We start from the raw sequence: 24,375 nt of genomic DNA on the forward strand, positions 1-24,375 counted from the left end.
TCAGTTACTTATAAGCAAGCGTGATAGTGGCAACAGTGTTGGCCGGACCGGGAGTGACCACGTCGCTGACCTGCTCGTAGCGCACCTCAAACGGTATGGTCAGCGTTTCGTTGGCAATGGCTTCGCTTCGGGTGTTAACGTAGGTATCAAAGGTGGCGATATTGTCGTCGAACAGCATTCGGACACCGACGCCCGTCGCGACGCCGGTCTGCTGCGTGAGTTTCAGCACCCCTTCGAAGGCCGTTTCATAGCCGTTTGAGCTGGTAATTTTCACTTCAGGCTGTACGGTGCTGTTGCAGTTCACCGTGACGTCAAAGTTTCGTGCCGGGGAAGAGAGCATCCCCACGCTGATAAAGTCGCTGACCGGGAAATCCCCCAGATTGACCGTCAGGTTTTTCGGCAGGACGGAGCAGGTGACCTCTTTCAGAATAACGTTGCCTGCATAGGAGATGGTGTTGGGATCGCCCAGCCCTTCGTGGTGATAAACCCCGATCCCAAAACGGGTCTGACTTTGATTCAGCGTGCCTGACGCTACGGTATCGCTGGTTTTGACCAACTCCAGCGTAACGTCGAAATTAAAGGTCTGTTTGCCATCGCTGGAAACATAACCCAACGGCGTTCCTGTGGAAATGCAGTTAACGCCTCCGGCTCCGCTGATGCGCTGCCCCTGATCGTTCATCAGGGCCACACCGATCCCAGGAACGCCCGAATCGTAGACACCTTTCAGGCCTGGAATCTCAGCCCCTGTGCCGTAGTAACAAGAGACAATTTCCAGTCCCTTATCTTCCGCATTGTCACAATTACCGGCGATATGGGCGGTTTGCTCTGTACCTGGGATCGTTTCGCCAACGGCCAGCGTCGTGGGAACGGAGATAGAGGCCACGTTGATCATTTTCGGCAGATCTGGCGTAGTACAGGTCGCCTTCGCATGCGGCATAAATAACGCGGCGGTTCCCAGAACCAGTAAGAAAAAGCACTGTTTAATCATTTGCATAATCGTTAGCCTGAACGGTGGATCAGTGACACTGCGCGGCAGCGTTAATGATGCTGGTTTTCTCTTTCTCATCCGTTAGCGCATAGTCAGCGACGCAGTGCTCGTCCGCCCCCTGTCCCCAGGAAACGTAGAGATGCCCTTGCTGCGGCAGACCAGAGAGGTAGGTCTGGCCGTCATTCCCGACAATAAATTCGCTGTCCTTATCCTCGGTGGTGACCGTTGCGCCGAAGGGCAGCGGTTTACCCTTTTGCGTAAGCGTCATCAGGACGCGGTTACCCACGCGGGTGTTAAAGCTGGCGCGCACCACGGCCCCGCGGGTTGGCGTCACGATCTGCGCCGCGTGGGTGACGTCGGCGTTGTCCGGTAGCGTTTCGGTATCCAGCGCGATGGTGTTGTGGCGATACGCGGTAACAAACGGCACGACGGTGTAGCCGCGGAAGTCGGTCTCGACGCCCGTCTGGTTCGTGATATGGGTTCCGTGCGTGCCCGGCGCTTTCACCAGCGCGATGGTGTCACCGAGCGGCTGGCTCAGGGTTATTCCGTTCGCATGGGCAACCACGCCGCCCTGCAAACCGACGTTCACGGTCTGCTGATATTTATCCTGACTGACGCCTGCGCTCACTTCGCCGTAGGTCGCTTTATAATCGGCGTTGATGCTGGTGGAGTTACCGCTGCCGGTGCTGCTCAGCCCTTCCTGGATGTTCCAGTTCAGGTTGTCCTCTTTCAGCGCCGTGCCGTTCAGGCCGATGTTCTGCGTCGTGCCGTCTTTGGTGTTGTTCAGGTTGTAGGTGGCCCAGGTGTTATGCATCCAGCGGTCCAGCGGCACCGAGACGCTCAGCGAGAACTGGTTGTCGTTTGTCACCTCGTTACCGTCTTCATCGCTGTCCTGGGTGTTTTTGTTCATGCTGTAGCTGAGGCTGTAGCTCACCCCGTGCCAGCTATTGTTGTAGCTGACGCTCATCGAGGTCATGTTCTGGCTCTGACTCCAGTACGTCTCTTTCACCATGCTCAGGGTGACGGATCCCCAGCCTTCCGGCAGCGTCTGGTCGATGGTGGCTTCGGTTCGGGCGCGGCGCTGCTGCGGTGCAGACCAGTCGTCGGAGCGGGTATATGACTCCATGGTGTCTTCAAGGGTGTAAAACCCTTTGCTGTTATAGCGATAGCCGGCCAGCGAGAAGTTGGTGCCTGACCGGGCGATGTCTTTGCTATAGCGCACGCGCCACGACTGGCCTTTGCTGGCCTGCTGTTTTTTCAACAGGGCCTTCGCGCGGGTCACGTCAATGGAAAAGGCGCCTAAATCGCCCATGTTTTTCCCGACGCCAGCCGCCTGAGACTGGTAATGGCTGCTCTGCTGCACGCCACCGTAGGCGGTGAAACCGTAGGGTAAACCGTAGATGGCGCTGCCCTGGGCAAACGGGGTCTTCTCGACGTCGTTGTCATAAGAACGGTAGCGTCCGGCAGTCACGCTGTAGCGCAGATTTTTTTCACGCTGCAATACCGGCACGGAGGCAAACGGCACGACGAAATGGCTTTCGCTGCCGTCGGTCTCTTTCACGGTGACCTGGAGATCGCCGCTGCTGCCGGTGGGGTAGAGATCGTTAATTTCGAACGCGCCGGGGGCGACCGTGTTCTGATAAATGATGTAACCGTTCTGGCGTACCACCACCTGCGCGTTACTGTGGGCGGTGCCGCGAATAATGGGGGCGTAGCCTTTTTCACTGTCCGGCAGCATGTCGTTATCGGATTTCAGCTCCACGCCGGTGTAGGGTACGCTGTCAAAAACGTCGGAAGGCGAGGAACTCTGGCCGACGGTGAGGTCGCTTTTCATCGCCACAATATCGCGTTGCGCGTAGGTATATACGGAGGTGAATTTTTGGTCCTCATCGTTACCCGTGGTGCTGCGATTCCAGGTGGAATAGTTGCGAATGCGCCATGCGCCAATGTTCAAACCCGGACGCAGGTTAACGTACTGGCTGCTGTTATCCTGTTCACCCGGCTGGCGCGCATGGCTTTGGCTGGCATTTGCACTGTAGTTAAGCAGGCCCGCGTTAATTCCTTCGTCAAACTCTTTTGGGTCAATGTAGCCGCGAGGCACCTGACCGAGCGCCGACTGGGGAATGCTCAGCAGCAGTTGCTGGTTGCGAACGCGGAAGGTCGCGGATGCCGCAGGGATGGCGTGTAAATCGGCGCACTGGCCTTTGGCTTTCAGCTGCGGATATTTTTGGGTTTTGATCCCGAGGCTTTTTAAATCGTCCACGGTAAAGCAAGGTTGCAGCGTGCTGTTGCCGTGATCGTCTTTCTGCAGCGTAAAGGTGACATCGCGGGTATCAATTTTATTATTATTGATAAACACCGTAACCTGATATTTACCCGGCGCCTGGCCTGGGCCTTTTTCATAGACGGATAAATCGGTTTTTCCCTGCTGGGGATTATCAATATCCAGCAGGGCAGGATTAAAATAATCATCAGCCATAACCTGATGCGCAAAGATCGCCATCGCCAGGCCAAAAAGAATGACCAGCAATGACGAAAATCGGCAGGTGAACGGCTTTTTATGGCTGTACATGATTATTTTATTACCGGGGGAAAGTATTAATGAACGGATTTCGACCAGGTATGGCTGATGCTGCCGTAATCAGTAATAATGGAATACGCCACGTTCGAGCCTCTGACATTACCCGGTATGGCAAAATGCGTTTCTGTTTTTGGAACGGCCCAGGTCGCTTTCGTCACTTTCTGACCATTCAGGGTGACCGCCTGGAAATTCATATAAAACGGCGTGGGGTTATTCACCACCAGCTCGTTACCTTCGCGACGCCATTCAAGCTTATCGGCCACGTCTTCTGGTCTGCCTTTTACCGCAGACGGGCGATACAGCAATTTAATACGGGTATTAATCGCAATTTGCAGCGTATTCACGCCTTCCACCTGCTTTGAGGAAGGGATCGCTTTAATATTCAACCAGTACAGGGATTCCCTGTCTTCAGGCAAATTTCCGCCCGTACGTACCACGCGCAGAACGTTATCTTCTTTCGCATCCAGACGGAAAAGCGGTGGGGTGATGAGGAACGGGGCTTTGGCCAGGTTTTTACCGCCGGAATCAACCCAGGACTGCACCAGATAATCCGTCGCATCTGGATTTGAAAGACCAAGAGATGATTCCTTTTTATCTCCCTGGTAGACCAGACGGGTGCCATTAATAATGACGCCCGCATGTGCAGTGGCGGCTACCAGTAAAAGCGTGCTCAGTAAATAACCGTGGCGCATACAGATTTCTCAATAAATAGATGAGATATTAATGCCCGCAAAAGCATTAATATCTCAGGATTGATAAGATCAGTTATAAATAACGGTGAAGGTCGATACAGAGTTAGCAGGGCCTGCGGTGATCGCAGCGCCGGTTTGGATATAACGGGCACCAAATTCCAGATCGTTAACCGCCGTACCGGAGGTTAATTGATACTGCTGCGATGGCGTATACAGGCTGACAGGCTGCTCTGAGGCATCAACCAGTTGAATCGCCACACCGGTCGCCGCATCGCTATCTGGCGTTAAGGCCAGCGTAGCGTTGTTATTCGCATCTGGCGTACCGCCGAAATTAATGGCTGCGGAGGTGACCGTGTCAGGACAATTCGTTAACTGAATATCAAACTTCGTTAATGTGCTGGTAGAGCCAGCACCGGTAAATACCGTTTTAGACACTTTTCCCAGCTGAACATTTAATGGATTACTTAATCCATTCACGACCTGACAAGCAGAATCGATAATTTCACCGGTGAAATTGATCTGACCTTCACCGTTTGTTGCCGCAAACGTGGATGCAGAACATCCCACCGCTGCGGCGATGATTAAACCTAAAGCAACCTTGTTCATAACAAATCCTGATATGTTTCTGGTGAAAGCGTTGCCTGGACGTTTTCACCGTTGACCCTTAATGACTTTCCGCTGGTTATTTAAACAAATAATGGTGCATTAAGAATCTTCTGCTGGAATCACAAATAATTGAAATAATGCTTGAGTTTCATTTTTATCCTTAAAAACAGAACGTTGATGATGTAGAAAAAAACTAACGTCCGAACGTTTAACAGGGCTATATTGTTACCAGAAGGATATTTTCAGGAGAGATGTCGTGGATTATCGCAAGATTATCAAAGAGGTAGGCAGGGGCAAAAACCACGCCCGCGATCTGGACCATGAAACTGCTCGCGCCCTGTATACTCAAATGCTCGATGGCGAGGTACCTGACCTGGAGATGGGCGGCATCCTGATTGCGCTGCGTATCAAAGGCGAAGGCGAAGCGGAGATGCGCGGTTTTTACGAGGCGATGCAGGCGCAAACGCTGCGCCTGACGCCGCCGGTGGCAAAACCGATGCCGATTGTCATCCCGAGCTATAACGGCGCGCGCAAGCAGGCAAACCTCACTCCGCTGCTGGCGATCTTATTGCATAAGCTGGGGTTCCCGGTGGTGGTTCACGGGGTCAGCGAAGATCCCACCCGCGTGTTGACGGAGACCATTTTCGGCATGTTGGGGATTGAGCCAACGCGTCATGCAGGACAGGCGCAGGCGAAGCTGGATGGCCATCAGCCGGTTTACATCCCCGTCGGAGCCCTGTGCCCGCCGCTGGAAAAGCAGCTGGATATGCGCTGGCGGATGGGCGTGCGCAACAGCGCCCACACCCTGGCGAAGCTGGCGACGCCGTTTGCAGAAGATGCCGCATTGCGCCTTTCCAGCGTATCGCACCCGGAATACGTGGGGCGTGTCGGGAAATTTTTTGAGGAGATTGGCGGCAGGGCGCTGCTGATGCACGGTACAGAAGGTGAGGTGTATGCCAATCCACTCCGCTGCCCTCAGCTGATGCTGATCGATTCTGCCGGTACGCGCGCTGTTCTGGCGCGCGGGGAAGAGAATACGGACGTCATTCTCCCTGAAGCGAAAGACCCGCACACCACCGCGCACTGGATTGAACAGTGCCTCGCCGGAAACGTGCCTGTGCCGCAGTCCATTAAGCTGCAGATGGCCTGCTGCCTGCTGGCAACCGGGGAAGTTGATACGGTCGAGGCCGGTCTCAAACGCGTGGACGCGGCGTTTTAGGCAAAAAAAAGCCCGTCCAGTGGCGGACGGGCAAGCAAGGGTAACAAACAACAGGGTCAATGAGGGTTGGAGCAGCTCACCAGAGGGTTTGGCGAGGGGACAGCATTCATTCAGGCGATTATTTGTAGATAACCGCGGTACCGCTCAGCTTGTTATTGCCGTTAGCGGAGGTAATGGTGTATCCGCTTGCACCGGCAGCAGCCGCTTTCTCAGCCAGTTTGGCTTCCAGACCGTCCAGGGTGGTCGCGCCATCAGCACTCACCACACCGACTTTGTTCATGTTCTGTGCCTGAGCAGAAGAGACTGGCTCTACGGCGAAAGCGCCGAAAGACAGAGCGGACAGGGCAACAGCAGCTACAGCATATTTGATGGTTTTCATAAGTAATCTCTCGCAGGTGTTTCTGTTAAGGGGACGATGTTCCGTCGATGTGATGAGTATCACGTTTTTTCTTGAGAGATAAAATCGAAGAGAATTGACGTGGTCAATCAAAAAATTTGAATGACAAATAACTTATTGATTACTAATAAATTCAAAGTGGCACTTTACACTTCTTGTGGATGCGCTTTACAGAACAAAAATGAAGGGCACATTTTGCTACGCGGTTCGCTAAAAATCGTGAGCGTAAAGGTAAGCGCCCCGGCGGTTAACTTAGGTAAAGGAAAGTCAACGTAACTGGCTGTCTTTCGAACCTCTGCGATTATAACCTGAATGTGAAGCATTTTTTGAATCTTTATTCTGCTGACAGGTAATGCATAACCTTACCCCTGGAATGGCTTTACGCCGCGCCTCCGGGATAGGTTCTCCACACTCTTCGCACTCCTTCAGGCTTTCGCCGCGCGGGATTTCACCGCGAGCGCGCGCAACCGCATCTTCAATCGTACTGTTGATCTGTTCGTTTACGGCGTCATCATTCGCCCAACCGGAAGCCATAGCATCCTCCTGAAATGGTGTTATGCCCTGCTTTTAATGTGGGGTTAAAAAATGAACAATCAAGGCGAGGAAGAGAGCAAACTGCATCTGGCAGGCAGATGCAGTCATGGGGTGGGGCAGATTATTTATAGATGGTCGCTGTGCCGTACATATGGTTATCTCCGCCAGCGGAATTCACCACGAAGCCTTTTGCACCTTCCTGGCGGGCTTTTTCCGCCAGTTTATTCTGCAGATCGTCCAGGTTACTTGCGCGGCTAACCGAAACGGTGCCTGCAGGCTGAAGCTGGCTGGTGTCGGTACTCTGGGTCAGCGACTGAACGGCCATCGCAGAAAATGACGCGGTCGTCAGGGCGGCGGCGATAACAACAAGGGTCAGGTACTTTTTCATAATCACATCCTCATGAGGAAACAACAGGTGATTCCCATTAAGTTTAGAAGCCTGACGAGTGTGACTTAGCGCAAATATTTGATGATGATCTGCTTATTTTTTGAACGATAAAAATTGACATTACGCTGACAGATCATAGACATAAAGGTGTTTGATTTATGGCGGCTTTTTCAGCGCCGCAGAGAAAGATTTACCGTTGGGCCAGCAAAGGGTATCTTACGCCGCTGTTTAAAGGAGAACGCCATGACTTCCCAAAAGCCGGGATTGCACCCACGAAACCGCCACCGCAGCCGCTACGACATGAATGCGTTATGCCTGAGCTGCCCGCCGTTAAAGGACTATATTGTCCAGACCCCCGCGGGTGAACCTTCGGTCAACTTTGCTGACCCCCAGGCGGTTAAAATGTTGAACAAAGCGCTGCTCGCACATTACTACGGTGTGGCGAACTGGGATATTCCGGAAGGCTTTCTCTGTCCACCCGTTCCGGGCCGCGCGGATTACCTTCATCACCTTGCCGATCTTCTGGCTGAAGACCGTGATGGCATTATTCCTCAGCAGGCGACCGTGCTGGATATCGGCACCGGGGCGAACCTGATTTACCCGCTGATCGGCGCGCATGAGTATCACTGGCGCTTTACCGGAAGCGAAATCGGTGCCGAGGCCTTCGCCAGCGCCCAGGCGATTATCAACGCGAACCCGGGATTAAGCCGCGCCATTCGCCTGCGTCGTCAGAAAGAGGCCGCCTCAATCTTCAACGGCATTATTCATAAAAATGAAACCTATGACGCCACGATGTGCAACCCGCCGTTCCACGATTCGGCGGCAGCAGCCCGCGCGGGCAGCGAGCGCAAGCGCCGCAACCTGGGTCAGGCTGAAGACGCCGCGCTGAACTTCGGCGGTCAGCAGCAGGAGCTGTGGTGTGAAGGCGGCGAGGTGGCCTTTATCCTGCGCATGATTGCGGAAAGCAAACAGTTTGGCCGTCAGGTGAAGTGGTTTACGACGCTGGTTTCCCGCGGAGATAACCTGCCGCCACTTTACCGCGCGCTCACCGAAGCGGGCGCGGTGAAAGTAGTGAAAAAAGAGATGGCGCAGGGCCAGAAGCAAAGCCGCTTTATCGCCTGGTCATTTATGGACGATAACAAACGCCGCAAATAGCGCTGCGTCGCAGGCCGGGTCAGGCGAAGCCGCCACCCGGCAACCCGGCTACAGCGTCGGCTCCTGCGGAGGGAGCGGCGCTGCGGGCGGCGGCAGGACCTGATACGTCTGTACCGGCATCCGCACGTTCGCCAGATCGAAGTGCTTTTTCACCATGCTGTCGAGCGCAAAGCGCACCGTCCACTGCTTCAGCGGCTGGGTGGTGAACGACACGCGCAGGGTAAAGGCCGTGTTCGTCAGCCCGACAATGCCGGCAAATGACGGCTCGCCAATCACCAGCCCGCGAATATCTTCCATCTGCATCAGCTCTTCTACCGCATCGCGCAGCGCCTGCTTCGCTTTATCGGCATCCTCATGACGATCCACATCGTAGTTCGCCACCACGGAACCAATGCCGCGCACAAAGTTGGCAAAGGTGGTGATCGAAGACCAGGGGATGATGTGGTACGCCCCGGTATCCTGACGCACGCCCACCGAGCGAATCGACATCCGCTCCACCGTGCCGGTCAGCGGCCCGATGGTCACCAGATCGCCCGTGTTCATCCCGTTCTCAAACTGGATAAAGATGCCGGTAATAATATCCTTCACCAGCGTTTGCGACCCGAAGGAGATCGCCAGCCCCAGGGCACCTGCACCGGCCAGCAGCGGGGCGATATTCACCCCGATTTCTGACAGCACAATCATGATGGTGATGGTACTGATGATGACCGCCAGCGCGTTGCGGAACAGCGTAAGCAAGGTGCGGGCCCGCGCGCTGGGCAGGGGCCTGCCGTGAATATCTGACACCAGACGGTTCTCGATGAGGCTCGCCAGCAGCGTCCAGCCGACGGCAGAGAAGAACAAAATCAGCGCGATGCGAATCAGAATGTCGACCGTTTTTTCACCTGCGCCGTTGTGCAGCCAGTTCCAGAAATCAAACAGGCTCCACGCGTTAAGGAGCAGCATGATCGCCACGCAGACGGTGAGAATGCGCGCCACCTTGAGGGATACCGACATCCAGCCGTTCACCCGTTTTTGCAGTTCCGGGTAATTACGCTGTACCTGCGGCGACAGGGTGATGGTTTTCGAGATCCAGCGCGACAGCAGCCCCGAGACAAATGCCGCGATGCCGATAATGGCCAGGCTTTTGAATGTTGCCCCCATCATAAATTTCAGGCTGTTTCCCGGGTCGAACAGCGAGAAGAAGCACAATACGATGAAGTAGGCGCTTGCCAGCCAGTGCCACACCAGGGCGAATGCGCGAATAAACAGGCTGAAGAACGAGAGGGAACGATCGGCCAGATGCAGCAGGCTCTCAGTGATGGTCTTTTTATTGTGGAAGATAAGGTACAGCGACCAGACGGTAATGCAGAGCATGATAATGACGTTTGCCAGCGCGCCAAACTGCACGTTCACCTGGTTGGAGATGATCGGCACGGCAACCAGCAGACCGTAGCCAATCAGCCCGCTGAGCACGCTCAGGCGCAGCGCCCAGTATGTTGCGCTCTCGTCCCGAATGGAGAAGGGACGCAGCGCCGGCACGTGAGGGCAAAAGAGTAACCGCAGCAGCGCCTTGAAGAACTCAATCAGGGCAAAGGCATTCAGGAAAAGCGACTGCTGGAAGGCGATGGTTTTGTTGCCCGCGTTCAGCCTGTCGGCCAGCATCTGGCCTAAGAACAGCGTCAGCGCCAGCAGCAGTAAATCGATGATAAACGCTGAGGCGATCATCAACGGCAGGTGCAGCCAGCTGCTTTTCTGCTGATTCTTTCTGCGTCCCCATTGCCCCATTTTGCGGTACAGCGGCCACGCGCACAGGCGCACCAGCCAGTAAAAAAGGAAGACTGCACCGGCCAGCATCAGGAACTGCATGGCGGCGGCGGTAAACGTTTGTGGGTTAAACGGCTTATGCGGTGAGCCAATCAGGTTGCGGTAGAGCTGGGCAAAGCGCGAGGAGAGCGCTTCCCCATAGTGGCGGCTCACGTCGGTGACATTTTCCAGCACCGTTTTTTGCTCCTCCTCCTGCGGAGGGGTGAGGGTCGGAACGGTTTCCTGGGGCGGCGTGGCGGCGGCTTTGCGCAACTGCTCGATTAATTCCTTTCGGGAGGTGTCGTTCTCAAGAACGTCGGCAAGCGCGCCGTAAGCCGCTTTCTTCTGTTCAACATCCGGTTCCGGCGGGGGCGTACTTTGCTGGCTGGCGGTTGTTCCGGTGGTCACACCGGGGATCGCGACGGCGAACGATGGCGCACTAAACAGGCTAATCAACAGCAACAGGATCCACGGCACGGCGTCCTCCGGTGAAAATGTCGAACAAAATGATAAGTATAGAAGTCGGAACGCGGAGGGGGATTTTTGGGAACAATCTGGCGTAAAAAAGCCGGGCAGGCCCGGCTTAGCGTAACGCGAGGGATCAGGAGACGTGCTGCAGGAACTCCTGCAAACGCGGGCTCGGCGGATTCGCAATCAACTCCTGCGGGTTACCGTCTTCCGCGATACGGCCTTTATCAATAAAGATCAGGCGGGACGCCACTTTCTCCGCGAAGCCGATTTCGTGGGTCACGATAACCATCGTCATCCCTTCTTCCGCCAGATCCTGCATGACCTTTAGCACCTCGTGACGCAGCTCCGGGTCGAGTGCGGACGTAGGCTCATCAAACAGCATTAACTTCGGCTTGACCGCCAGCGCACGGGCAATCGCCACGCGCTGCTGTTGACCACCGGACAGCTCGGAAGGGTAATGATGGGCGCGTTCTGCGAGGCCGACTTTCGCCAGCAGATCTTTGGCCAGCGCTTCTGCCGCCGCTTTGTTGGCACCGCGCACGCGCAGCGGGCCAAACATCACGTTCTCCAGCGCCGTCAGGTGCGGGAACAGGTAGAACTGCTGGAACACCATGCCCGCTTCCTGACGAATCAGACGGTCATCCACTTTCGGGTCATTCACCTTCAGACCGTCGACAATCAGGTCGCCGCTGGTGATCTCTTCCAGCTTGTTGATGCAGCGCAGCAGGGTCGACTTACCGGAGCCGGATGGCCCGATAATCACCACCACTTCACCCTGTTTGATGTTCAGATCGATATTGTGCAGCACCTGGGTTGGGCCAAAGTGCTTGGAAACGTTTTTAAATTCAATCACAGGATTTTCATCCTTCTTTCAAGACGACGCAGAACGAAGCTCAGAACCAGAGTAATGATCAGGTAGACAACGGCCACCGCACTCCAGATTTCCAGCGCGCGGAAGTTGCCAGCAATGATCTCCTGCCCCTGACGGGTCAGTTCGGCCACGCCGATAACAATGAACAGCGACGTATCTTTAATGCTGATGATCCACTGGTTACCCAACGGTGGCAGCATGCGACGCAGCGCCAGCGGCAGAATAACGTGGCGGATCGTTTCGCGACGTGAAAGGCCTAATGCCAGACCGGCTTCACTGAACCCTTTATGAATCGACAGCACCGCACCGCGGGTAATTTCCGCAATGTAGGCGCCCGAGTTGATCATAATGGTGACGACGGCGGCGCTGAACGGGTCGATGCGCAGGTCGGTGAATGCCATAGGCAGGGCGAAGTAGATGAACATGACCTGCACGACAATGGGGGTGCCGCGGATCACTTCGATGAAAACCAGTGCGATGTGGTTTGCAATCCAGCCACCGTAGGTGCGGGCGAAACCGGCGACAAGACCGATAATCAACCCGCCAACCAGACCCAGGACCGAAATCCACAGGGTCATTTTAGCGCCTTCAAGCAAGAGTGGAATGGCAGGCCAGATGGCGCTCCAGTCAAACTGCATGATGTATTCCTGTATACCGTGGTGAAAAACGAAAAACGTAGGCCCGGTAAGCGGCAGCGCCACCGGGCGTTACAAACCTGAATTCAGGTGAAATTATTTAGGCTCGGTACCGAACCATTTTTTGTAGATTTCGTTATAGGTGCCGTTCTCTTTCAGCGTTTTCAGCGCGCCGTTAACTTTCGTGCGCAGGTCGTCGCTGCCTTTCGGGAAGGCGATACCGTACTGCTGAGCTTCCAGAGATTCGCCCACAGATTTGAACTTGCCGTTGCCCGCGGTTTTGATGAAGTACAGGATGTTTGGCGTGTCGTGCAGCACTGCGTCAGCGCGGCCGGTACCCAGCTCCATGTACGCATTGTCGATGTTCGGGAACTGGCGCAGGTCTTTGGTTTTGATATTCGCTTTCGCGTAATCAACTGACCCGGTGCCGCTCTTCACTGCCACCACTTTGCCGTCGAGATCTTTCACGCTTTTTACGTCGTTATTATCGGCTTTGACCATCACCAGCAGGCCGCTTTTGTAGTAGCCGTCAGAGAAGTCGATCGCTTTTTTACGCTCGTCGGTAATGGTGATACCCGCCAGCGCCAGATCAACGTTCTTGGTTTGCAGTGCCGGGATGATGCCGCTGAAGTCCATCGGCTTCAGGGTATAATCCAGCTTGAGTTCTTTTGCGACTGCGGCCCACAGATCCACATCAAAACCAACGTATTTATCACCCTGTTTGAATTCAAACGGAACGAACGCCGTGTCGGTCGCCACAACCAGTTTGTCGGCAGCCTGAGAGGACACCGCAAAAGCCAGGGTAAGTGCAGCCAGTGAAACTTTTAATACAGACTTCATAGCATTTCCTTTTATATCCACGGGGCGATCCCCTGCGAGAACAGGTGGCACAATGAAAAAATCGTGCCAACTTTACAAGCTGTTGTTTTGCAAAGGGGATGATGTCATGCATTGCACAATAAATGGGGCAATGAGGTTTTATTGCACCAAAGTGGAGCACTGTTTTGGTGCGCTTCGTTTGGCTTAACTGACAGGGAGATATTTAGCGTAAATTCTGACGAAAAAACAATCTTCCGTTAACGGTTGTGTGAGGTGATTATTACAATTTCTTCACTTTTGCACGTTCTCAGGCAAAAAACGTGCACCATAGATGTGCAAAACCCTCACCGGAAGGCGAGGGTTTGATAGAAAATTCGTATGAATTATTCGATGTTAGATTCGATGAACCACAGGAACTGATCCAGATCGCGGGACGCGGCGGTGAAGATATCTGCGGTATCTTCGTCTTTCGCTTCGCTAATCGCTTTGCGCACATCGTTCGCCACAATCGCGTAGCGGTCCGCCAGCTCTTTCAGGTGATCCTGAACGGTATGGATATCCAGCGGATAGCTTTTCAGCGGGGTTTTGCTGTTGATCACCTGTGTGGTACCCAGCGCCACGCCGCCTAACTGAACGGCACGTTCAGCCATCGTATCGAGGTGGGTAACCAGTGCTGTGCGGAAGCCATCCAGCATTTCATGAACGGCAATAAAGTTTGCACCGCGCATATTCCAGTGGGCCTGTTTGGTGATCAGCGAAAGATCGATGAACTGGATCACCTGGCGATTCAGCAACTCAATGGTCGCTTTTTTGTCGCTGTCCGATACATCGTTACGGGTATAAAGCAGATTAGACGCTTTCGTTTTCACCAGTTTAGCGGTACTCATAATCTCATATCCTCTTGATGTTTATGTCCCAGGTAATTACGGAACTAAGTATAGCACCGGATTTTTTCTCTGCGGTTTGGCTGTGCCTATCGGTTTAATAGCGAGAAGGAGGTTGAGAAATTAATGTATTGAAAATATTGAATAATTTTTAAATTGATACAGATCAATCTTAATTGCTGAATGAGGAAGTCAGCGCAGAGGGATATTTAGCTGGCAGGAATCAGAGTGTAAGAAATTATAACGACTGTCTTTTTGGCCTTTATTCTGCATGGCGTTGAAGCCATGCAGAATATATGGCCTTAGTTGATATCCACTTTCTCAACTTTAGGTTCGGGGCGCATGGTGAGCGTCGATCCCATTGATGCCGCGATAATCGAGCAGAGCGCCAGCGTCTGGGTCAATGTCAGGGTTTCACCGAGAAACACCATCCCGGAAATGGCTGCAAGCGCAGGCTCCATGCTCATCAGGGTGCCAAATATGCGCGTCGGCAGACGCGTAAGGGCAATCATCTCCAGAGAGTAGGGGAGTGCGGTAGAGAGAATCGCAACCGCCAGCCCGATGGGCATGACGGACCATTGCCAGATCGATTCTGTCGCCTGCGCCATGCCGATGGGCACAAACACGATGGCCGCAATCAGGGAACCCAGCGCCACCGTTGCCGGTCCGTGCTCTTCCCCTGCGCGCTGGCCGGTGAGGATATAGACAGCCCAGCAGGCACCTGCGCCCAGTGCCAGCGCTGCGCCCGTCAGGTCAATCTCAGAAACACTCTGGCCCAGCGGCAGCAGGAACCATAAGCCCAATACGGCCAACACAACCCAGATAAAATCGACCGGACGTCGGGAGGAGAACAGCGCCACCGCCAGCGGGCCGGTAAACTCCAGCGCGACGGCAATACCCAGCGGTATCGTCTGGATGGAGAGGTAGAACAGGTAGTTCATCGCCCCCAGGGAGAGTCCATAAAACAGCAGCGGTAAACGCTGCTCCTTTTTAAAGCGCAGTCGCCACGGTTTGAAAATGACCACCAGTATCGCCGTGCCCAGAACAATACGCAGGGCGGTCACCCCGGGCGCGCCAACCAGTGGAAAAAGCGATTTTGCCAGCGAGGCGCCGCTTTGAATGGACAACATGGCAATGAGTATGACTGCAACCGGCAACCAGACCGACGACGTGCGGGATAACCCAGGCATCCTTTCTCCTGTCAGCTTATGTCAAATGAGGTAAAGGTTGCAGTGTAAAGGAAATATGCGGCGACGGTTGAGGCGCTGTTGAAAAAAAAGCAGGTGAAATCCGTAAAATGGATAAGCGCTGGTGGATTTATCGCCTGTCAGATTAGGAATAATCTGGATGAATGTAACGGCGCAGACGCGCACTATGCGCATTTAGTAGTGAAAATTGCATGTGATTTGAAAGAGATAGCTTACGCTGGAAACGTTCTGTTACAGGAAAGGCTTCATTAGACATCACGAATCACAAAGAGTTTCGCAAATTTTTTTGATATATTTAAAACTTACGGACTTACTTGGATCACATTTGAGGTGGTTATGAAAAAAATTGCATGTCTTTCAGCACTGGCCGCTGTACTGGCTGTTTCCGCAGGTACCGCTGTAGCTGCTACTTCTACTGTTACTGGTGGTTACGCTCAGAGCGACTATCAGGGCGTGATGAACAAAGCTAACGGTTTCAACCTGAAGTATCGTTACGAGCAGGATAACAACCCACTGGGCGTGATCGGTTCTTTCACCTACACCGAGAAAGATCGTTCTGAAAACGGCGCATACAACAAAGGCCAGTACTACGGTATCACTGCTGGTCCAGCTTACCGTCTGAACGACTGGGCAAGCATCTACGGTGTTGTAGGTGTTGGCTACGGTAAATTCCAGCAGACCGAAAACGAAGGTCTGAACCGCACTGCAAGCAACAGCGACTACGGCTTCTCCTATGGCGCAGGCCTGCAGTTCAACCCAATCCAGGACGTTGCTCTGGACTTCTCCTATGAGCAGAGCCGTATCCGCAACGTTGACGTTGGCACCTGGATCGCGGGCGTAGGTTACCGCTTCTAATCACTTCGGTGATTAAATAAAAAATCCGCCCACTGTGGCGGATTTTTTTTGTCGAAGATAAAAGCAAAACGGCAACCTGAGGTTGCCGTTTTGAGTGTTGGTTCCCTCTCCCCGTGGGAGAGGGCATCGGTCCGCACGAGACGGCAATTACTTATTCTTAATATCAAAAATATCCGTACCCAGATGGTTGTAGTCAACTTTCTGTAACTTGAAGTTGGTAACGTACACTGGGGGAGCTTTCTTGTTAGAGACAAACGGGTAAACATTTTTTATCTGCCCGGCGGTAATCCCCGTCCACTGCGAGAAAAACTGCAGGAAATCATTTGCTGAACGGCGTGCTTTAATGACGCGATGCGTTTTATCGTCACTCGACAGCACCATAAACGGCACCTGGAAGTTCTGCTGGAACTTGTCATCGTGCGCCAGATACTGCACCTCTTTACCGCGCTCTTTAAACGCCAGCCCGTGATCCGAGAAATAGACCATGGAGAAGCTGTCGCCCGTATTGCGCAGCTGATCGTACAGCTTGCTCAGCAGGTCGTCGGTTTGCGTCATGGTGTAGAGATAGCAGGAGGTCTCTTTGGACTGCACAAACTCCGCGTACTTTCCGCCTGTCCGATCGCAGGCCTGTGGGTGCGACCCCATGAGGTGCAGGACGATCAGCTGCGGCTGGGTGCGCGGGGTGGCGAAGACCTGCGCCGTCATTTTCAGCAGCGCTTCGTCTTTAGTGTTTTTGTCAGCTTCAAAGTCGCCATTTTTCAGGAACTGCACTTCGTCAGCCCGTTTGGCGATGCTGGCAATCGCCGTATCGTATTCGCCAATTTGCCCCTGATTAGAGAACCACCACGTCTGAAAACCCGCGCGGTTTGCCAGGGTGACGAAGTTATCCTGATACTGCGGTTTGCCATCCACCACCCGGTTAAGGGTCAGACCGAGTGATTTCTGCGTCGAGCCGCTGGCCGCAACATAATCGGTAAACAGGGTGCCTTTGACCGAACTGGCAAACGGGGTGTTATCCCAGTGGCCGCCAAACGCGCCCATTGCATCGCGACGCGCGCTTTCACCAATCACCACTACATAGGTGTGATATTTCGGCTTCACGGCCAGCACGTTCCAGGTGTCTTTCATATTGGAAAGCTCAGCCATGCGGGCCTGTTCGTCGAGAACCTCTTTATTGTTAACAACGACGTCTTTCACGAAGCGGAAAACCGGGTAGCCGATATTGGTGAGCCTTAGCTTACCGTCCCAGGGAATGTTCTGGATGGGGGCGACAAACGCCACGGCAATGCTGAACACCAGACAGAGTATGTCGATCTTACCCCAGGATTTTTTCTCGCCCGGCTGACGACGAATGGCGATAACGCCCAACGCGAAGATAAAGAGCCCGACCACGTAGCTGTACCACGGGAAGATCGTCAGGATCTCCGTCGACTCTTCCATATTGGTCGAGTGCAGCGCCAGAAGGGTATTAAAGTTTGGCGAGCCGTACGCCTGACCAAACGGGAAATAGAGTGCCGCAACCAGCGAACAGATGCCGATTAACGCTTTTTGCGCGCGCGGGGCGGCGCGCCATAGCACATGCAGAATGCAGGTGAAGGCCACCGCGTAGAGCAGACTAAAGGGATAACCCAGCGCAAAGTTAATCAGTAATGACTGCAAAAAGTAAAAACCCGTCCACGGGCTTAAGGCCCGGCTGCGGGTCACAACGGTATCTATCAGGGTTACATTCATAGGTCACTATCATGGATGAAAACGCCATGTGCTCACCCTGGCGTCAAGGGTCATAACCTGCCTGACAGTGCGTGGAGAGGGAATGAGGGTCCGCTTCAGCGAGCCGCAAATTGTGCAGGGCTGCAAGAAGATAGTGCGAGCGCTAAATAATATCAACAGTTGCTAAGCAGATGTTTTGCGAAGGGGATTGCAAATCCGTAAAAAAGATCGGGAATAAGGCGGCTGGGAGCCAGTTTAGAGCGAGATTGTGACGGGAAAATGAAGCGGCGTACCGCAACGCTGCTTAGTGGGAAGGTTTATCATCCTGATGCGGTTTGCCGTTAAACATATCGCACAGCATGTTCAGCAGCATTAAGCGCACTTTAAAGGGGGAGTGGGTAAACACGGTCATGCACCTCTTGAATTCGTTCATAAGACCTCCTGATTTTTGATCCCTTCGATCCGTGAAGGGTGACTGCATTACATACAGATATAGCACAGGCTATATTGTATAGCTATGGCTATTTCGTTAATTTTTTGTGCTTGTGGAGGGATGGTTTACAATGTGCGCTCTCGATACCGGGCGCTGGAAGCGTCACCCCACTGAGGAAGTACAATGAACCGTCGCGCAGGTAAGCCAACCATTAAAAAAACGACGCAACTGGTGAATGTTGAAGAGCATGTCGAAGGTTTTCGCCAGGTCCGAGAAGCGCACCGGCGTGAACTGATTGATGATTATGTTGAACTCATTTCCGATCTGATTCGTGAGGTCGGGGAAGCGCGTCAGGTCGATATGGCCGCCAGGCTGGGGGTGTCGCAGCCAACTGTCGCAAAAATGTTAAAACGTCTCGCCTCCGTGGGCCTAATTGAAATGATCCCCTGGCGCGGGGTCTTTCTGACGCCGGAAGGGGAGAAACTCGCGCAGGAGAGCCGCGAGCGCCACCAGCTTGTCGAGAATTTTTTACTGGTGCTGGGCGTCAGCCCGGAGATTGCCCGCCGGGATGCGGAAGGCATGGAACACCACGTCAGCGAAGAGACGCTGGTGAAGTTTCGCGAATTTACCCTTAAATATGGTCCCTCCGCTGAATGAAAATCCCTGGACTGCAGGCCCTGGCACGCGATCGTTTCTTCCATCTCTTATTACTCATTGGCGCAGGGTTAAGCCTCTTTGTGCCGTTTGCGCCGCAGGCCTGGCCCGCTGCCATTGACTGGCGCACCATCATTACCCTGAGCGGCCTGATGATGCTCACCAAAGGGGTTGAGCTGAGCGGCTATTTTGACGTTCTGGGCCGTAAAATGGTGCGCCGCTTTGCCACCGAGCGCAGGTTGTCCCTGTTTATGGTGTTTTCCGCCGCGGTGCTGTCGACGTTTCTGACCAACGACGTGGCGCTGTTTATCATCGTGCCCCTCACCCTCACGCTGCGTAAGCTTTGCGAGATCCCGGTAAGCCGGCTCATCATCTTCGAAGCGCTCGCCGTTAATGCCGGTTCTCTGTTAACGCCCATCGGTAACCCGCAAAATATCCTCCTCTGGGGCCGTTCCGGGCTGTCGTTCGCCGCTTTTACCTGGCAGATGGCGCCGCTGGCGCTGGTGATGATGCTGTCGCTGCTGGCGGTCTGCTGGTTTGCCTTTCCGGATAAAAAACTGCAATACCACAGCGGCACCACGGGCCCGCAGTGGCAGCCGCGTCTGGTCTGGAGCTGCCTCGGGTTATATATCGTCTTTCTGTTCGCGCTGGAGCTGAAGTATGAGGTGGCGGGCGTGTTGCTTGTCGCCGCGGGCTTTGTCGTCCTCGCGCGACGCGTGCTGGTCAGCGTGGACTGGACGCTGCTGCTGGTCTTTATGGTGATGTTTATTGATGTGCATCTGCTTATTCAGCTTCCGGTGCTGCAAAACGTGCTCCACAGCGTCAGCACGCTGTCTCAGCCGGGACTGTGGCTGACGGCGATTGGCCTGTCGCAGTTTATCAGCAACGTGCCTTCCACCATTCTGCTGCTCAACTATGTTCCGCCGGACACGCTGCTGGCCTGGGCGGTGAATATCGGCGGGTTTGGGCTGCTGCCCGGCTCGCTGGCCAACCTGATTGCCCTGCGCATGGCCAACGATCGCCGCATCTGGTGGCGCTTCCATCTCTGGTCAATCCCGATGCTGGTTTGGGCCGCGGCGATCGGTTTCGGAATATTCCTTCTCATATAGTGCGCAATTTGTCAGTTTTTCCTGGCAAACGTATAGCAACGTCCTAGCTTTAGTGAACGGCATAGTGTGATGCCGCTCACTGACAGGACCGTTGCTGAACTATGGCTGAAGATCAAACTCCACCTGCTGACGAGCAGGACAAAAATAATAATGAGCGTAAGCGCCCGGGCAAAAAACCGTTAATTATCCTCGGCATTGTCGTGGTGGTGATGGTCGTCGTGGCGCTGGTCTGGTGGTTTTTAACCCGTAACGAAGAGACGACCGACGACGCCTTTACCGACGGCGACGTGGTGACGATTGCCCCGAAAACGGCAGGCTACGTCACCGAGCTGCGGGTGCGCGATAACCAGCGCGTGAAAAAAGGCGATCTGCTGGTGGTCATCGATCCGCGTGATACCACCGCGCAGCGCGATCAGGCCCAGGCCCAGCTTGGGCTGGCTATCGCGCAGCTGCACCAGGCCCAGGCGCAGCTCGCACTCTCCAAAGTGCAGTATCCCGCCCAGCGTGACGAAGCCAAAGCGCAGGTGCTGAAAGCGCAGGCCGATCTGGCGAACGCGCAGGCGGAGTATCGCCGCCAGCGCGGCGTCGATCCGCGGGCGACCACCCAGCAAAGTATTGATTCTGCGAATGCGCAACTGCGCAGCGCCCAGGCGGGTCTGGCCAGCGCTCAGGCGCAGCTGGAAGTGGCAGAGCAGGTACAGCTGCAAATCCGCCAGCAGGAAACCAACGTTGAAGCGCGCGAGCGTCAGGTCGAACAGGCCAAAGCGCAGCTGGAAACGGCCAATCTGAACCTCTCTTACACCGAAGTCCGCGCCCCGTTCGACGGGTTTGTCACCAAACGCAACGTGCAGCCCGGCACGCTGGTGCAGGCGGGTACGGCGCTGTTCTCGCTGGTTTCGCCGAACGTGTGGGTGGTGGCGAACTTCAAAGAGTCCCAGCTTGAGCGCATGAAGCCCGGCGATAAAGTCACCGTGTCGGTCGACGCGTGGCCGGATATGGCGCTTGAGGGCCACGTTGACAGTATCCAGCAGGGCAGCGGCTCGCGCTTCTCCGCCTTCCCGGCTGAAAATGCCACCGGTAACTTTGTCAAAATTGTGCAGCGCGTGCCGGTGAAAATCGTGATTGATAAGGGGCTCGATCCGAACAAACCGCTGCCGCTGGGGCTGTCGGTCGCGCCGAAGGTGACGGTGGAATGACGGATCACAGCCACGACAGCTGGAAGCCCGCCAGCAATCCGTGGGCGGTGGCGATTGTCGTCACCCTGGCGGTGTTTATGGAGATCCTCGACACCACCATCGTCAACGTGGCGCTGCCCCACGTGGCGGGTTCACTCTCGTCCAGCTATGACGAATCCACCTGGGTATTAACCAGCTACCTGGTCGCGAACGGCATCGTGCTGCCCATCTCGGCGTTTCTGAGCCGGGTATTTGGCCGCAAGCAGTTCTTCCTGATCTGCATCGTCATGTTTACCGTCTGCTCGTTCCTCTGCGGCATCGCCACCGAGCTGTGGCAGATCATCCTGTTCCGCGTGATGCAGGGCTTTTTTGGCGGCGGGCTGCAGCCCACGCAGCAGTCGGTACTGCTCGACTACTTCAAGCCGGAGGACAGGGGCAAAGCGTTCGGCCTCTCCTCCATCGCGATTATTGTTGCACCGGTCCTCGGCCCGACGCTGGGGGGCTGGATCACCGACAACTACTCCTGGCGCTGGGTGTTCTTCATCAATATCCCGGTGGGGATTGTCACGGTGCTGGCGATCTACCAGCTGCTGGAAGATCCGCCGTGGGAGAGCAAGTCTAAAGAGAAGCTGACCATCGACTGGACGGGGATCGGCCTGATCGCCTTAGGGCTTGGCTGCCTGCAGGTGATGCTTGACCGGGGAGAAGATGAGGACTGGTTCTACTCGAACTTTATCCGTACCTTCGCGGTGTTAACGCTAATCGGCATTATCGGTGCCATTTACTGGCTGGTGTATGCCAAAAAACCGGTGGTGGATCTGCACTGCATGAAGGACCGCAACTTTGCAATTTCCAGCCTGCTGATGGCGGGGATGGCGATGATTTTGTACGGAAGCTCGGTGGTGATCCCCCAGCTGGCGCAGCAGGATTTAGGCTATACCGCCACCTGGTCCGGGCTGGTGCTGTCGCCCGGGGCGGTGCTGATTGTATTAACGATCCCGCTGGTGCTGAAGCTGATGCCGGTGGTGCAGACGCGCTGGATTATCGCCTTTGGCTTTACCTGCCTGGCGGTGTCGTTCTTCTGGTCGCGCACGCTGACCCCGGATATCGACTTTGAAACCCTGGTGCTGTTCCGCAGCGCCCAGTCGCTGGGGCTGGGGTTCCTGTTTGTGCCCCTGACCACCATTGCCTTTATTTCGATTCCAAGACGGCTGAATGCCGACGCGGCGGCGCTGTTCACTATGTTCCGTAACGTCGCGGGCTCGGTCGGGATCTCGCTGTCGACGGCGGCCATCACCGAACGGTCTCAGGCGCATAGCGCGCACCTTGCGTACCACGCCTCGCCGTTTAACGAGCAGTTTCAGCAGGCAATACGCGAAAGCGCCCAGGCGATCCAGAACTTCACGACCCAGGTGGGCGATCCCACCGGGATTGCCACCGGACGCCTGTACCAGACCATGATCGAGCAGTCGCGCTTCCTGGCCTACATCGACGTCTTTACCCTTCTGAGCGCCGTGGCCTTGCTATTGATTCCGTTTTGTTTGTTGCTCTCGCCGGTTAAGAGCGAGGGGAGTGCAGGAGCACATTGATGATACACAGACGTTTACACCCCCTGATGATAATGATGCTGCTGGCAGGCTGCGCCGTCGGGCCGGACTATCAGCCGCCCGCGCCGCCTGCCGTGACGCACTGGAACGATAAGGGCGACAGCGGGGTAAAATCGCAGACGACCTCCGCCGCGACCAATCCGCGCTGGTGGAAGACCTTCGGCTCGCCGCAGCTCGACAGCCTGGTTGAGCGCGCCTTCGCCGGAAACCTGACGCTGCAGCAGACGGTGCTGCGCATCGCCGGCGCGCGCGAGCAGATTAACCAGGCGGGCGGGGCGTTTTACCCGTCGGTGAACGGCAATCTGCAGGCGACGCGCCAGCAGCTCGGGCTGGAAGGGGAGCTGAAATCCCACGGCGTGTATGACCAGCTGGATAATGTCGATCCTGAGCTGCGGGGCGCGTTAGGCCCCCTGACGCAGCCGATCAACCTCTACCAGGGCAGCTTCGACGCCCAGTGGGAAATTGACCTCTGGGGCAAGGTGCGCCGACAGGTGGAAGCCGCCGAAGCGCAGCAGAAAGCCGCTATCGAGCAGCGTAACGACGCGCTGGTGTCGCTGGAGGCGGAAGTGGCGCGCGCGTGGCTCCAGCTGCGCGGGGCGCAGAGCATTATCGCCACGCTGAACACCCAGATTAAAAGCGCGCAGCAGACGCTGGATCTGACCGAAAGCCGCCAGCGGGGCGGGCTGTCGCCGCAGATGGACGTGGAGAATGCGCGGGCACAGCTGGGTAACCTGGAGGCGCAGCTGCCGCAGTACCAGGCGCAGGCGCGGCAGGCGATGAATGGCCTGGCGATCCTCCTCGGCAAGCCGCCGGGTGCGCTCGATGCGGAGTTACAAAGCGTGCAGCCGATGCCCGAATTGCCGGATATCGTGCAAACCGGCATTCCGTCTACGCTCGCGCGACGCCGTCCGGACGTGCGCGAAGCGGAGGCGAATCTTCATGCCGCCACGGCGCAGATTGGCGTGTCGGTGGCCCAGCTGTTCCCGAGTTTTACCCTCTCCGGGCAGTTTGGCCTGCGCAACAGTGAAACCAACTGGCTGACCGACTGGAGCAGCCACTTCTACAGCTTTGGTCCGCAGGTCTCCATTCCGATTTTCCAGGGCGGTCGACTGGTTTCCAGCGTGAAGGTGGCGCGCGCGCAGCAGGGGGCCGCGGTGCTGGACTATCGGCAGACGGTGCTCACCGCGCTCGGCGATGTCGAAAATGCGCTGGTGAGCTATCGCACCGACCAGCAGCGTGAAGCGGGCCTGGCGAAAACCATTGATGCCCTGCAAAACGCCTTTGACCTGGCGAGCGACAGCTATCGGCAGGGGATCGCCAGCTTTATCGACGTGCTGGACGCCCAGCGACAGCTGGCGCAGGCCGAGCAGCAGCGCGCGCAGGCGCAGGTGCAAAGCGCGCTCGATCTGGTGGCGCTCTACAAGGCGCTCGGTGGCGGCTGGGAGCCGTATCAGCAGGTGCAGCTGCCGGACTACAGCGTCTTTGGCGACGCCCCGCGCGGATAAATATTCAGAGGATTGGGCAAGAAACGGACAGGAACGCCACATTCGCGATGGCAGAGGGGCGGGTATAACTATCGTGTACCCCTTAAACGACATG

General features: G+C 55.4%; 23 protein-coding genes. 8 read left to right on the forward strand and 15 right to left on the reverse strand.

What is annotated here, in order from left to right; genetic code table 11:
* Window positions 1-4 precede the first annotated feature (4 nt).
* The 4 genes from C6A40_RS02265 to C6A40_RS02280 all read right to left on the reverse strand — a co-directional run bounded on the left by C6A40_RS02265 (window position 5) and on the right by C6A40_RS02280 (window position 4,867).
* Entirely contained in the window at window positions 5-994 is a 990-nt protein-coding gene (locus tag C6A40_RS02265) for a fimbrial protein (protein WP_045336697.1), read from the reverse strand.
* 22 nt (window positions 995-1,016) lie between these two features.
* Complete coding sequence (locus tag C6A40_RS02270) at window positions 1,017-3,560, reverse strand: fimbria/pilus outer membrane usher protein (protein ID WP_145975153.1); 2,544 nt, start codon at window positions 3,558-3,560, stop codon at window positions 1,017-1,019.
* A gap of 26 nt (window positions 3,561-3,586) precedes the next feature.
* Entirely contained in the window at window positions 3,587-4,261 is a 675-nt protein-coding gene (locus C6A40_RS02275; protein WP_045336699.1) for a fimbrial biogenesis chaperone, read from the reverse strand.
* 69 nt (window positions 4,262-4,330) lie between these two features.
* A complete protein-coding gene (locus C6A40_RS02280; protein WP_021240980.1) occupies window positions 4,331-4,867 on the reverse strand; it encodes a fimbrial protein in 537 nt (178 codons plus the stop codon).
* Between the two features lie 256 nt (window positions 4,868-5,123).
* On the opposite strand from C6A40_RS02280, the gene ybiB reads away from it, so the two are divergent.
* Complete coding sequence (ybiB, locus tag C6A40_RS02285; RefSeq protein ID WP_045336702.1) at window positions 5,124-6,086, forward strand: DNA-binding protein YbiB; 963 nt, start codon at window positions 5,124-5,126, stop codon at window positions 6,084-6,086.
* 118 nt (window positions 6,087-6,204) lie between these two features.
* Here the strand turns inward: ybiB and ybiJ are convergent, their stop codons facing one another.
* From ybiJ to mcbA, 3 genes are all read right to left on the reverse strand, one after another.
* Window positions 6,205-6,465 carry a DUF1471 family protein YbiJ gene (ybiJ, locus tag C6A40_RS02290; protein WP_013097471.1) on the reverse strand — a complete coding sequence of 87 codons (261 nt, stop codon included), beginning with the start codon at window positions 6,463-6,465 and terminating at the stop codon, window positions 6,205-6,207.
* Between the two features lie 285 nt (window positions 6,466-6,750).
* A complete protein-coding gene (locus C6A40_RS02295) occupies window positions 6,751-7,017 on the reverse strand; it encodes a DksA/TraR family C4-type zinc finger protein (protein WP_023616641.1) in 267 nt (88 codons plus the stop codon).
* A gap of 121 nt (window positions 7,018-7,138) precedes the next feature.
* Window positions 7,139-7,405, reverse strand: coding sequence for a DUF1471 family periplasmic protein McbA (gene mcbA / locus C6A40_RS02300; protein WP_021240977.1), 267 nt, complete (start codon window positions 7,403-7,405; stop codon window positions 7,139-7,141).
* A gap of 243 nt (window positions 7,406-7,648) precedes the next feature.
* Between mcbA and rlmF the strand changes: the two genes are divergently transcribed.
* Entirely contained in the window at window positions 7,649-8,560 is a 912-nt protein-coding gene (rlmF, locus tag C6A40_RS02305) for a 23S rRNA (adenine(1618)-N(6))-methyltransferase RlmF (RefSeq protein ID WP_008501167.1), read from the forward strand.
* Window positions 8,561-8,608: 48 nt separating this feature from the next.
* Here the strand turns inward: rlmF and ybiO are convergent, their stop codons facing one another.
* The 6 genes from ybiO to rhtA all read right to left on the reverse strand — a co-directional run bounded on the left by ybiO (window position 8,609) and on the right by rhtA (window position 15,215).
* Window positions 8,609-10,822, reverse strand: coding sequence for a mechanosensitive channel protein (gene ybiO, locus C6A40_RS02310; RefSeq protein ID WP_025912873.1), 2,214 nt, complete (start codon window positions 10,820-10,822; stop codon window positions 8,609-8,611).
* Window positions 10,823-10,946: 124 nt separating this feature from the next.
* Window positions 10,947-11,669 (reverse strand): glutamine ABC transporter ATP-binding protein GlnQ, encoded by a 723-nt coding sequence (glnQ, locus tag C6A40_RS02315; protein WP_008501169.1) that lies wholly within the window; start codon window positions 11,667-11,669, stop codon window positions 10,947-10,949.
* Window positions 11,666-12,325, reverse strand: coding sequence for a glutamine ABC transporter permease GlnP (glnP, locus tag C6A40_RS02320; RefSeq protein WP_003858462.1), 660 nt, complete (start codon window positions 12,323-12,325; stop codon window positions 11,666-11,668). Before glnP ends, glnQ begins: the two co-directional genes overlap by 4 nt.
* A gap of 93 nt (window positions 12,326-12,418) precedes the next feature.
* The gene (gene glnH / locus C6A40_RS02325; RefSeq protein ID WP_008501170.1) at window positions 12,419-13,162 is read right to left on the reverse strand and encodes a glutamine ABC transporter substrate-binding protein GlnH; all 744 of its coding nucleotides are present in this window, start codon (window positions 13,160-13,162) and stop codon (window positions 12,419-12,421) included.
* Window positions 13,163-13,524: 362 nt separating this feature from the next.
* Entirely contained in the window at window positions 13,525-14,028 is a 504-nt protein-coding gene (gene dps, locus C6A40_RS02330) for a DNA starvation/stationary phase protection protein Dps (protein WP_008501171.1), read from the reverse strand.
* Between the two features lie 299 nt (window positions 14,029-14,327).
* Window positions 14,328-15,215: a threonine/homoserine exporter RhtA gene (rhtA, locus tag C6A40_RS02335; RefSeq protein ID WP_008501172.1), complete on the reverse strand. Its 888-nt coding sequence runs from the start codon at window positions 15,213-15,215 to the stop codon at window positions 14,328-14,330.
* 354 nt (window positions 15,216-15,569) lie between these two features.
* On the opposite strand from rhtA, the gene ompX reads away from it, so the two are divergent.
* Complete coding sequence (ompX, locus tag C6A40_RS02340; RefSeq protein ID WP_008501173.1) at window positions 15,570-16,088, forward strand: outer membrane protein OmpX; 519 nt, start codon at window positions 15,570-15,572, stop codon at window positions 16,086-16,088.
* Between the two features lie 147 nt (window positions 16,089-16,235).
* Here ompX and C6A40_RS02345 read toward each other — a convergent pair whose 3' ends face one another.
* The gene (locus tag C6A40_RS02345) at window positions 16,236-17,819 is read right to left on the reverse strand and encodes a phosphoethanolamine transferase (protein WP_044596944.1); all 1,584 of its coding nucleotides are present in this window, start codon (window positions 17,817-17,819) and stop codon (window positions 16,236-16,238) included.
* A gap of 283 nt (window positions 17,820-18,102) precedes the next feature.
* Entirely contained in the window at window positions 18,103-18,231 is a 129-nt protein-coding gene (mntS, locus tag C6A40_RS02350) for a manganase accumulation protein MntS (RefSeq protein WP_008501175.1), read from the reverse strand.
* A gap of 183 nt (window positions 18,232-18,414) precedes the next feature.
* Between mntS and mntR the strand changes: the two genes are divergently transcribed.
* From mntR to C6A40_RS02375, 5 genes are all read left to right on the forward strand, one after another.
* Window positions 18,415-18,888 (forward strand): manganese-binding transcriptional regulator MntR, encoded by a 474-nt coding sequence (gene mntR / locus C6A40_RS02355; RefSeq protein ID WP_008501176.1) that lies wholly within the window; start codon window positions 18,415-18,417, stop codon window positions 18,886-18,888.
* Window positions 18,885-19,994, forward strand: a complete 1,110-nt coding sequence (locus C6A40_RS02360) for an anion transporter (RefSeq protein WP_021240969.1) — start codon at window positions 18,885-18,887, stop codon at window positions 19,992-19,994. Before mntR ends, C6A40_RS02360 begins: the two co-directional genes overlap by 4 nt.
* A 101-nt stretch (window positions 19,995-20,095) precedes the next feature.
* Window positions 20,096-21,190 (forward strand): HlyD family secretion protein, encoded by a 1,095-nt coding sequence (locus tag C6A40_RS02365; RefSeq protein ID WP_008501178.1) that lies wholly within the window; start codon window positions 20,096-20,098, stop codon window positions 21,188-21,190.
* Entirely contained in the window at window positions 21,187-22,758 is a 1,572-nt protein-coding gene (locus C6A40_RS02370; RefSeq protein ID WP_008501179.1) for a DHA2 family efflux MFS transporter permease subunit, read from the forward strand. Before C6A40_RS02365 ends, C6A40_RS02370 begins: the two co-directional genes overlap by 4 nt.
* Window positions 22,758-24,281 (forward strand): efflux transporter outer membrane subunit, encoded by a 1,524-nt coding sequence (locus C6A40_RS02375; protein ID WP_114191229.1) that lies wholly within the window; start codon window positions 22,758-22,760, stop codon window positions 24,279-24,281. The genes C6A40_RS02370 and C6A40_RS02375 overlap by 1 nt, the downstream gene beginning before the upstream one ends.
* Window positions 24,282-24,375: the final 94 nt, after the last annotated feature.

It is taken from the genome of Enterobacter sp. GER_MD16_1505_Eko_090, assembly GCF_003331015.1.
GTDB classification, from domain to species: Bacteria; Pseudomonadota; Gammaproteobacteria; order Enterobacterales; family Enterobacteriaceae; genus Enterobacter; species Enterobacter roggenkampii.

What these genes read in the sequence shown, in the direction of transcription:
- C6A40_RS02265 (WP_045336697.1), bottom strand. Translation starts at nt 994, where the DNA reads ATGCAAATGATTAAACAGTGCTTTTTCTTACTGGTTCTGGGAACCGCC.
- C6A40_RS02270 (WP_145975153.1), bottom strand. Translation starts at nt 3,560, where the DNA reads ATGTACAGCCATAAAAAGCCGTTCACCTGCCGATTTTCGTCATTGCTG.
- C6A40_RS02275 (WP_045336699.1), bottom strand. Translation starts at nt 4,261, where the DNA reads ATGCGCCACGGTTATTTACTGAGCACGCTTTTACTGGTAGCCGCCACT.
- C6A40_RS02280 (WP_021240980.1), bottom strand. Translation starts at nt 4,867, where the DNA reads ATGAACAAGGTTGCTTTAGGTTTAATCATCGCCGCAGCGGTGGGATGT.
- ybiJ (WP_013097471.1), bottom strand. Translation starts at nt 6,465, where the DNA reads ATGAAAACCATCAAATATGCTGTAGCTGCTGTTGCCCTGTCCGCTCTG.
- C6A40_RS02295 (WP_023616641.1), bottom strand. Translation starts at nt 7,017, where the DNA reads ATGGCTTCCGGTTGGGCGAATGATGACGCCGTAAACGAACAGATCAAC.
- mcbA (WP_021240977.1), bottom strand. Translation starts at nt 7,405, where the DNA reads ATGAAAAAGTACCTGACCCTTGTTGTTATCGCCGCCGCCCTGACGACC.
- rlmF (WP_008501167.1), top strand. Translation starts at nt 7,649, where the DNA reads ATGACTTCCCAAAAGCCGGGATTGCACCCACGAAACCGCCACCGCAGC.
- glnP (WP_003858462.1), bottom strand. Translation starts at nt 12,325, where the DNA reads ATGCAGTTTGACTGGAGCGCCATCTGGCCTGCCATTCCACTCTTGCTT.
- glnH (WP_008501170.1), bottom strand. Translation starts at nt 13,162, where the DNA reads ATGAAGTCTGTATTAAAAGTTTCACTGGCTGCACTTACCCTGGCTTTT.
- dps (WP_008501171.1), bottom strand. Translation starts at nt 14,028, where the DNA reads ATGAGTACCGCTAAACTGGTGAAAACGAAAGCGTCTAATCTGCTTTAT.
- rhtA (WP_008501172.1), bottom strand. Translation starts at nt 15,215, where the DNA reads ATGCCTGGGTTATCCCGCACGTCGTCGGTCTGGTTGCCGGTTGCAGTC.
- ompX (WP_008501173.1), top strand. Translation starts at nt 15,570, where the DNA reads ATGAAAAAAATTGCATGTCTTTCAGCACTGGCCGCTGTACTGGCTGTT.
- C6A40_RS02345 (WP_044596944.1), bottom strand. Translation starts at nt 17,819, where the DNA reads ATGAATGTAACCCTGATAGATACCGTTGTGACCCGCAGCCGGGCCTTA.
- mntS (WP_008501175.1), bottom strand. Translation starts at nt 18,231, where the DNA reads ATGAACGAATTCAAGAGGTGCATGACCGTGTTTACCCACTCCCCCTTT.
- mntR (WP_008501176.1), top strand. Translation starts at nt 18,415, where the DNA reads ATGAACCGTCGCGCAGGTAAGCCAACCATTAAAAAAACGACGCAACTG.
- C6A40_RS02360 (WP_021240969.1), top strand. Translation starts at nt 18,885, where the DNA reads ATGAAAATCCCTGGACTGCAGGCCCTGGCACGCGATCGTTTCTTCCAT.
- C6A40_RS02365 (WP_008501178.1), top strand. Translation starts at nt 20,096, where the DNA reads ATGGCTGAAGATCAAACTCCACCTGCTGACGAGCAGGACAAAAATAAT.
- C6A40_RS02370 (WP_008501179.1), top strand. Translation starts at nt 21,187, where the DNA reads ATGACGGATCACAGCCACGACAGCTGGAAGCCCGCCAGCAATCCGTGG.
- C6A40_RS02375 (WP_114191229.1), top strand. Translation starts at nt 22,758, where the DNA reads ATGATACACAGACGTTTACACCCCCTGATGATAATGATGCTGCTGGCA.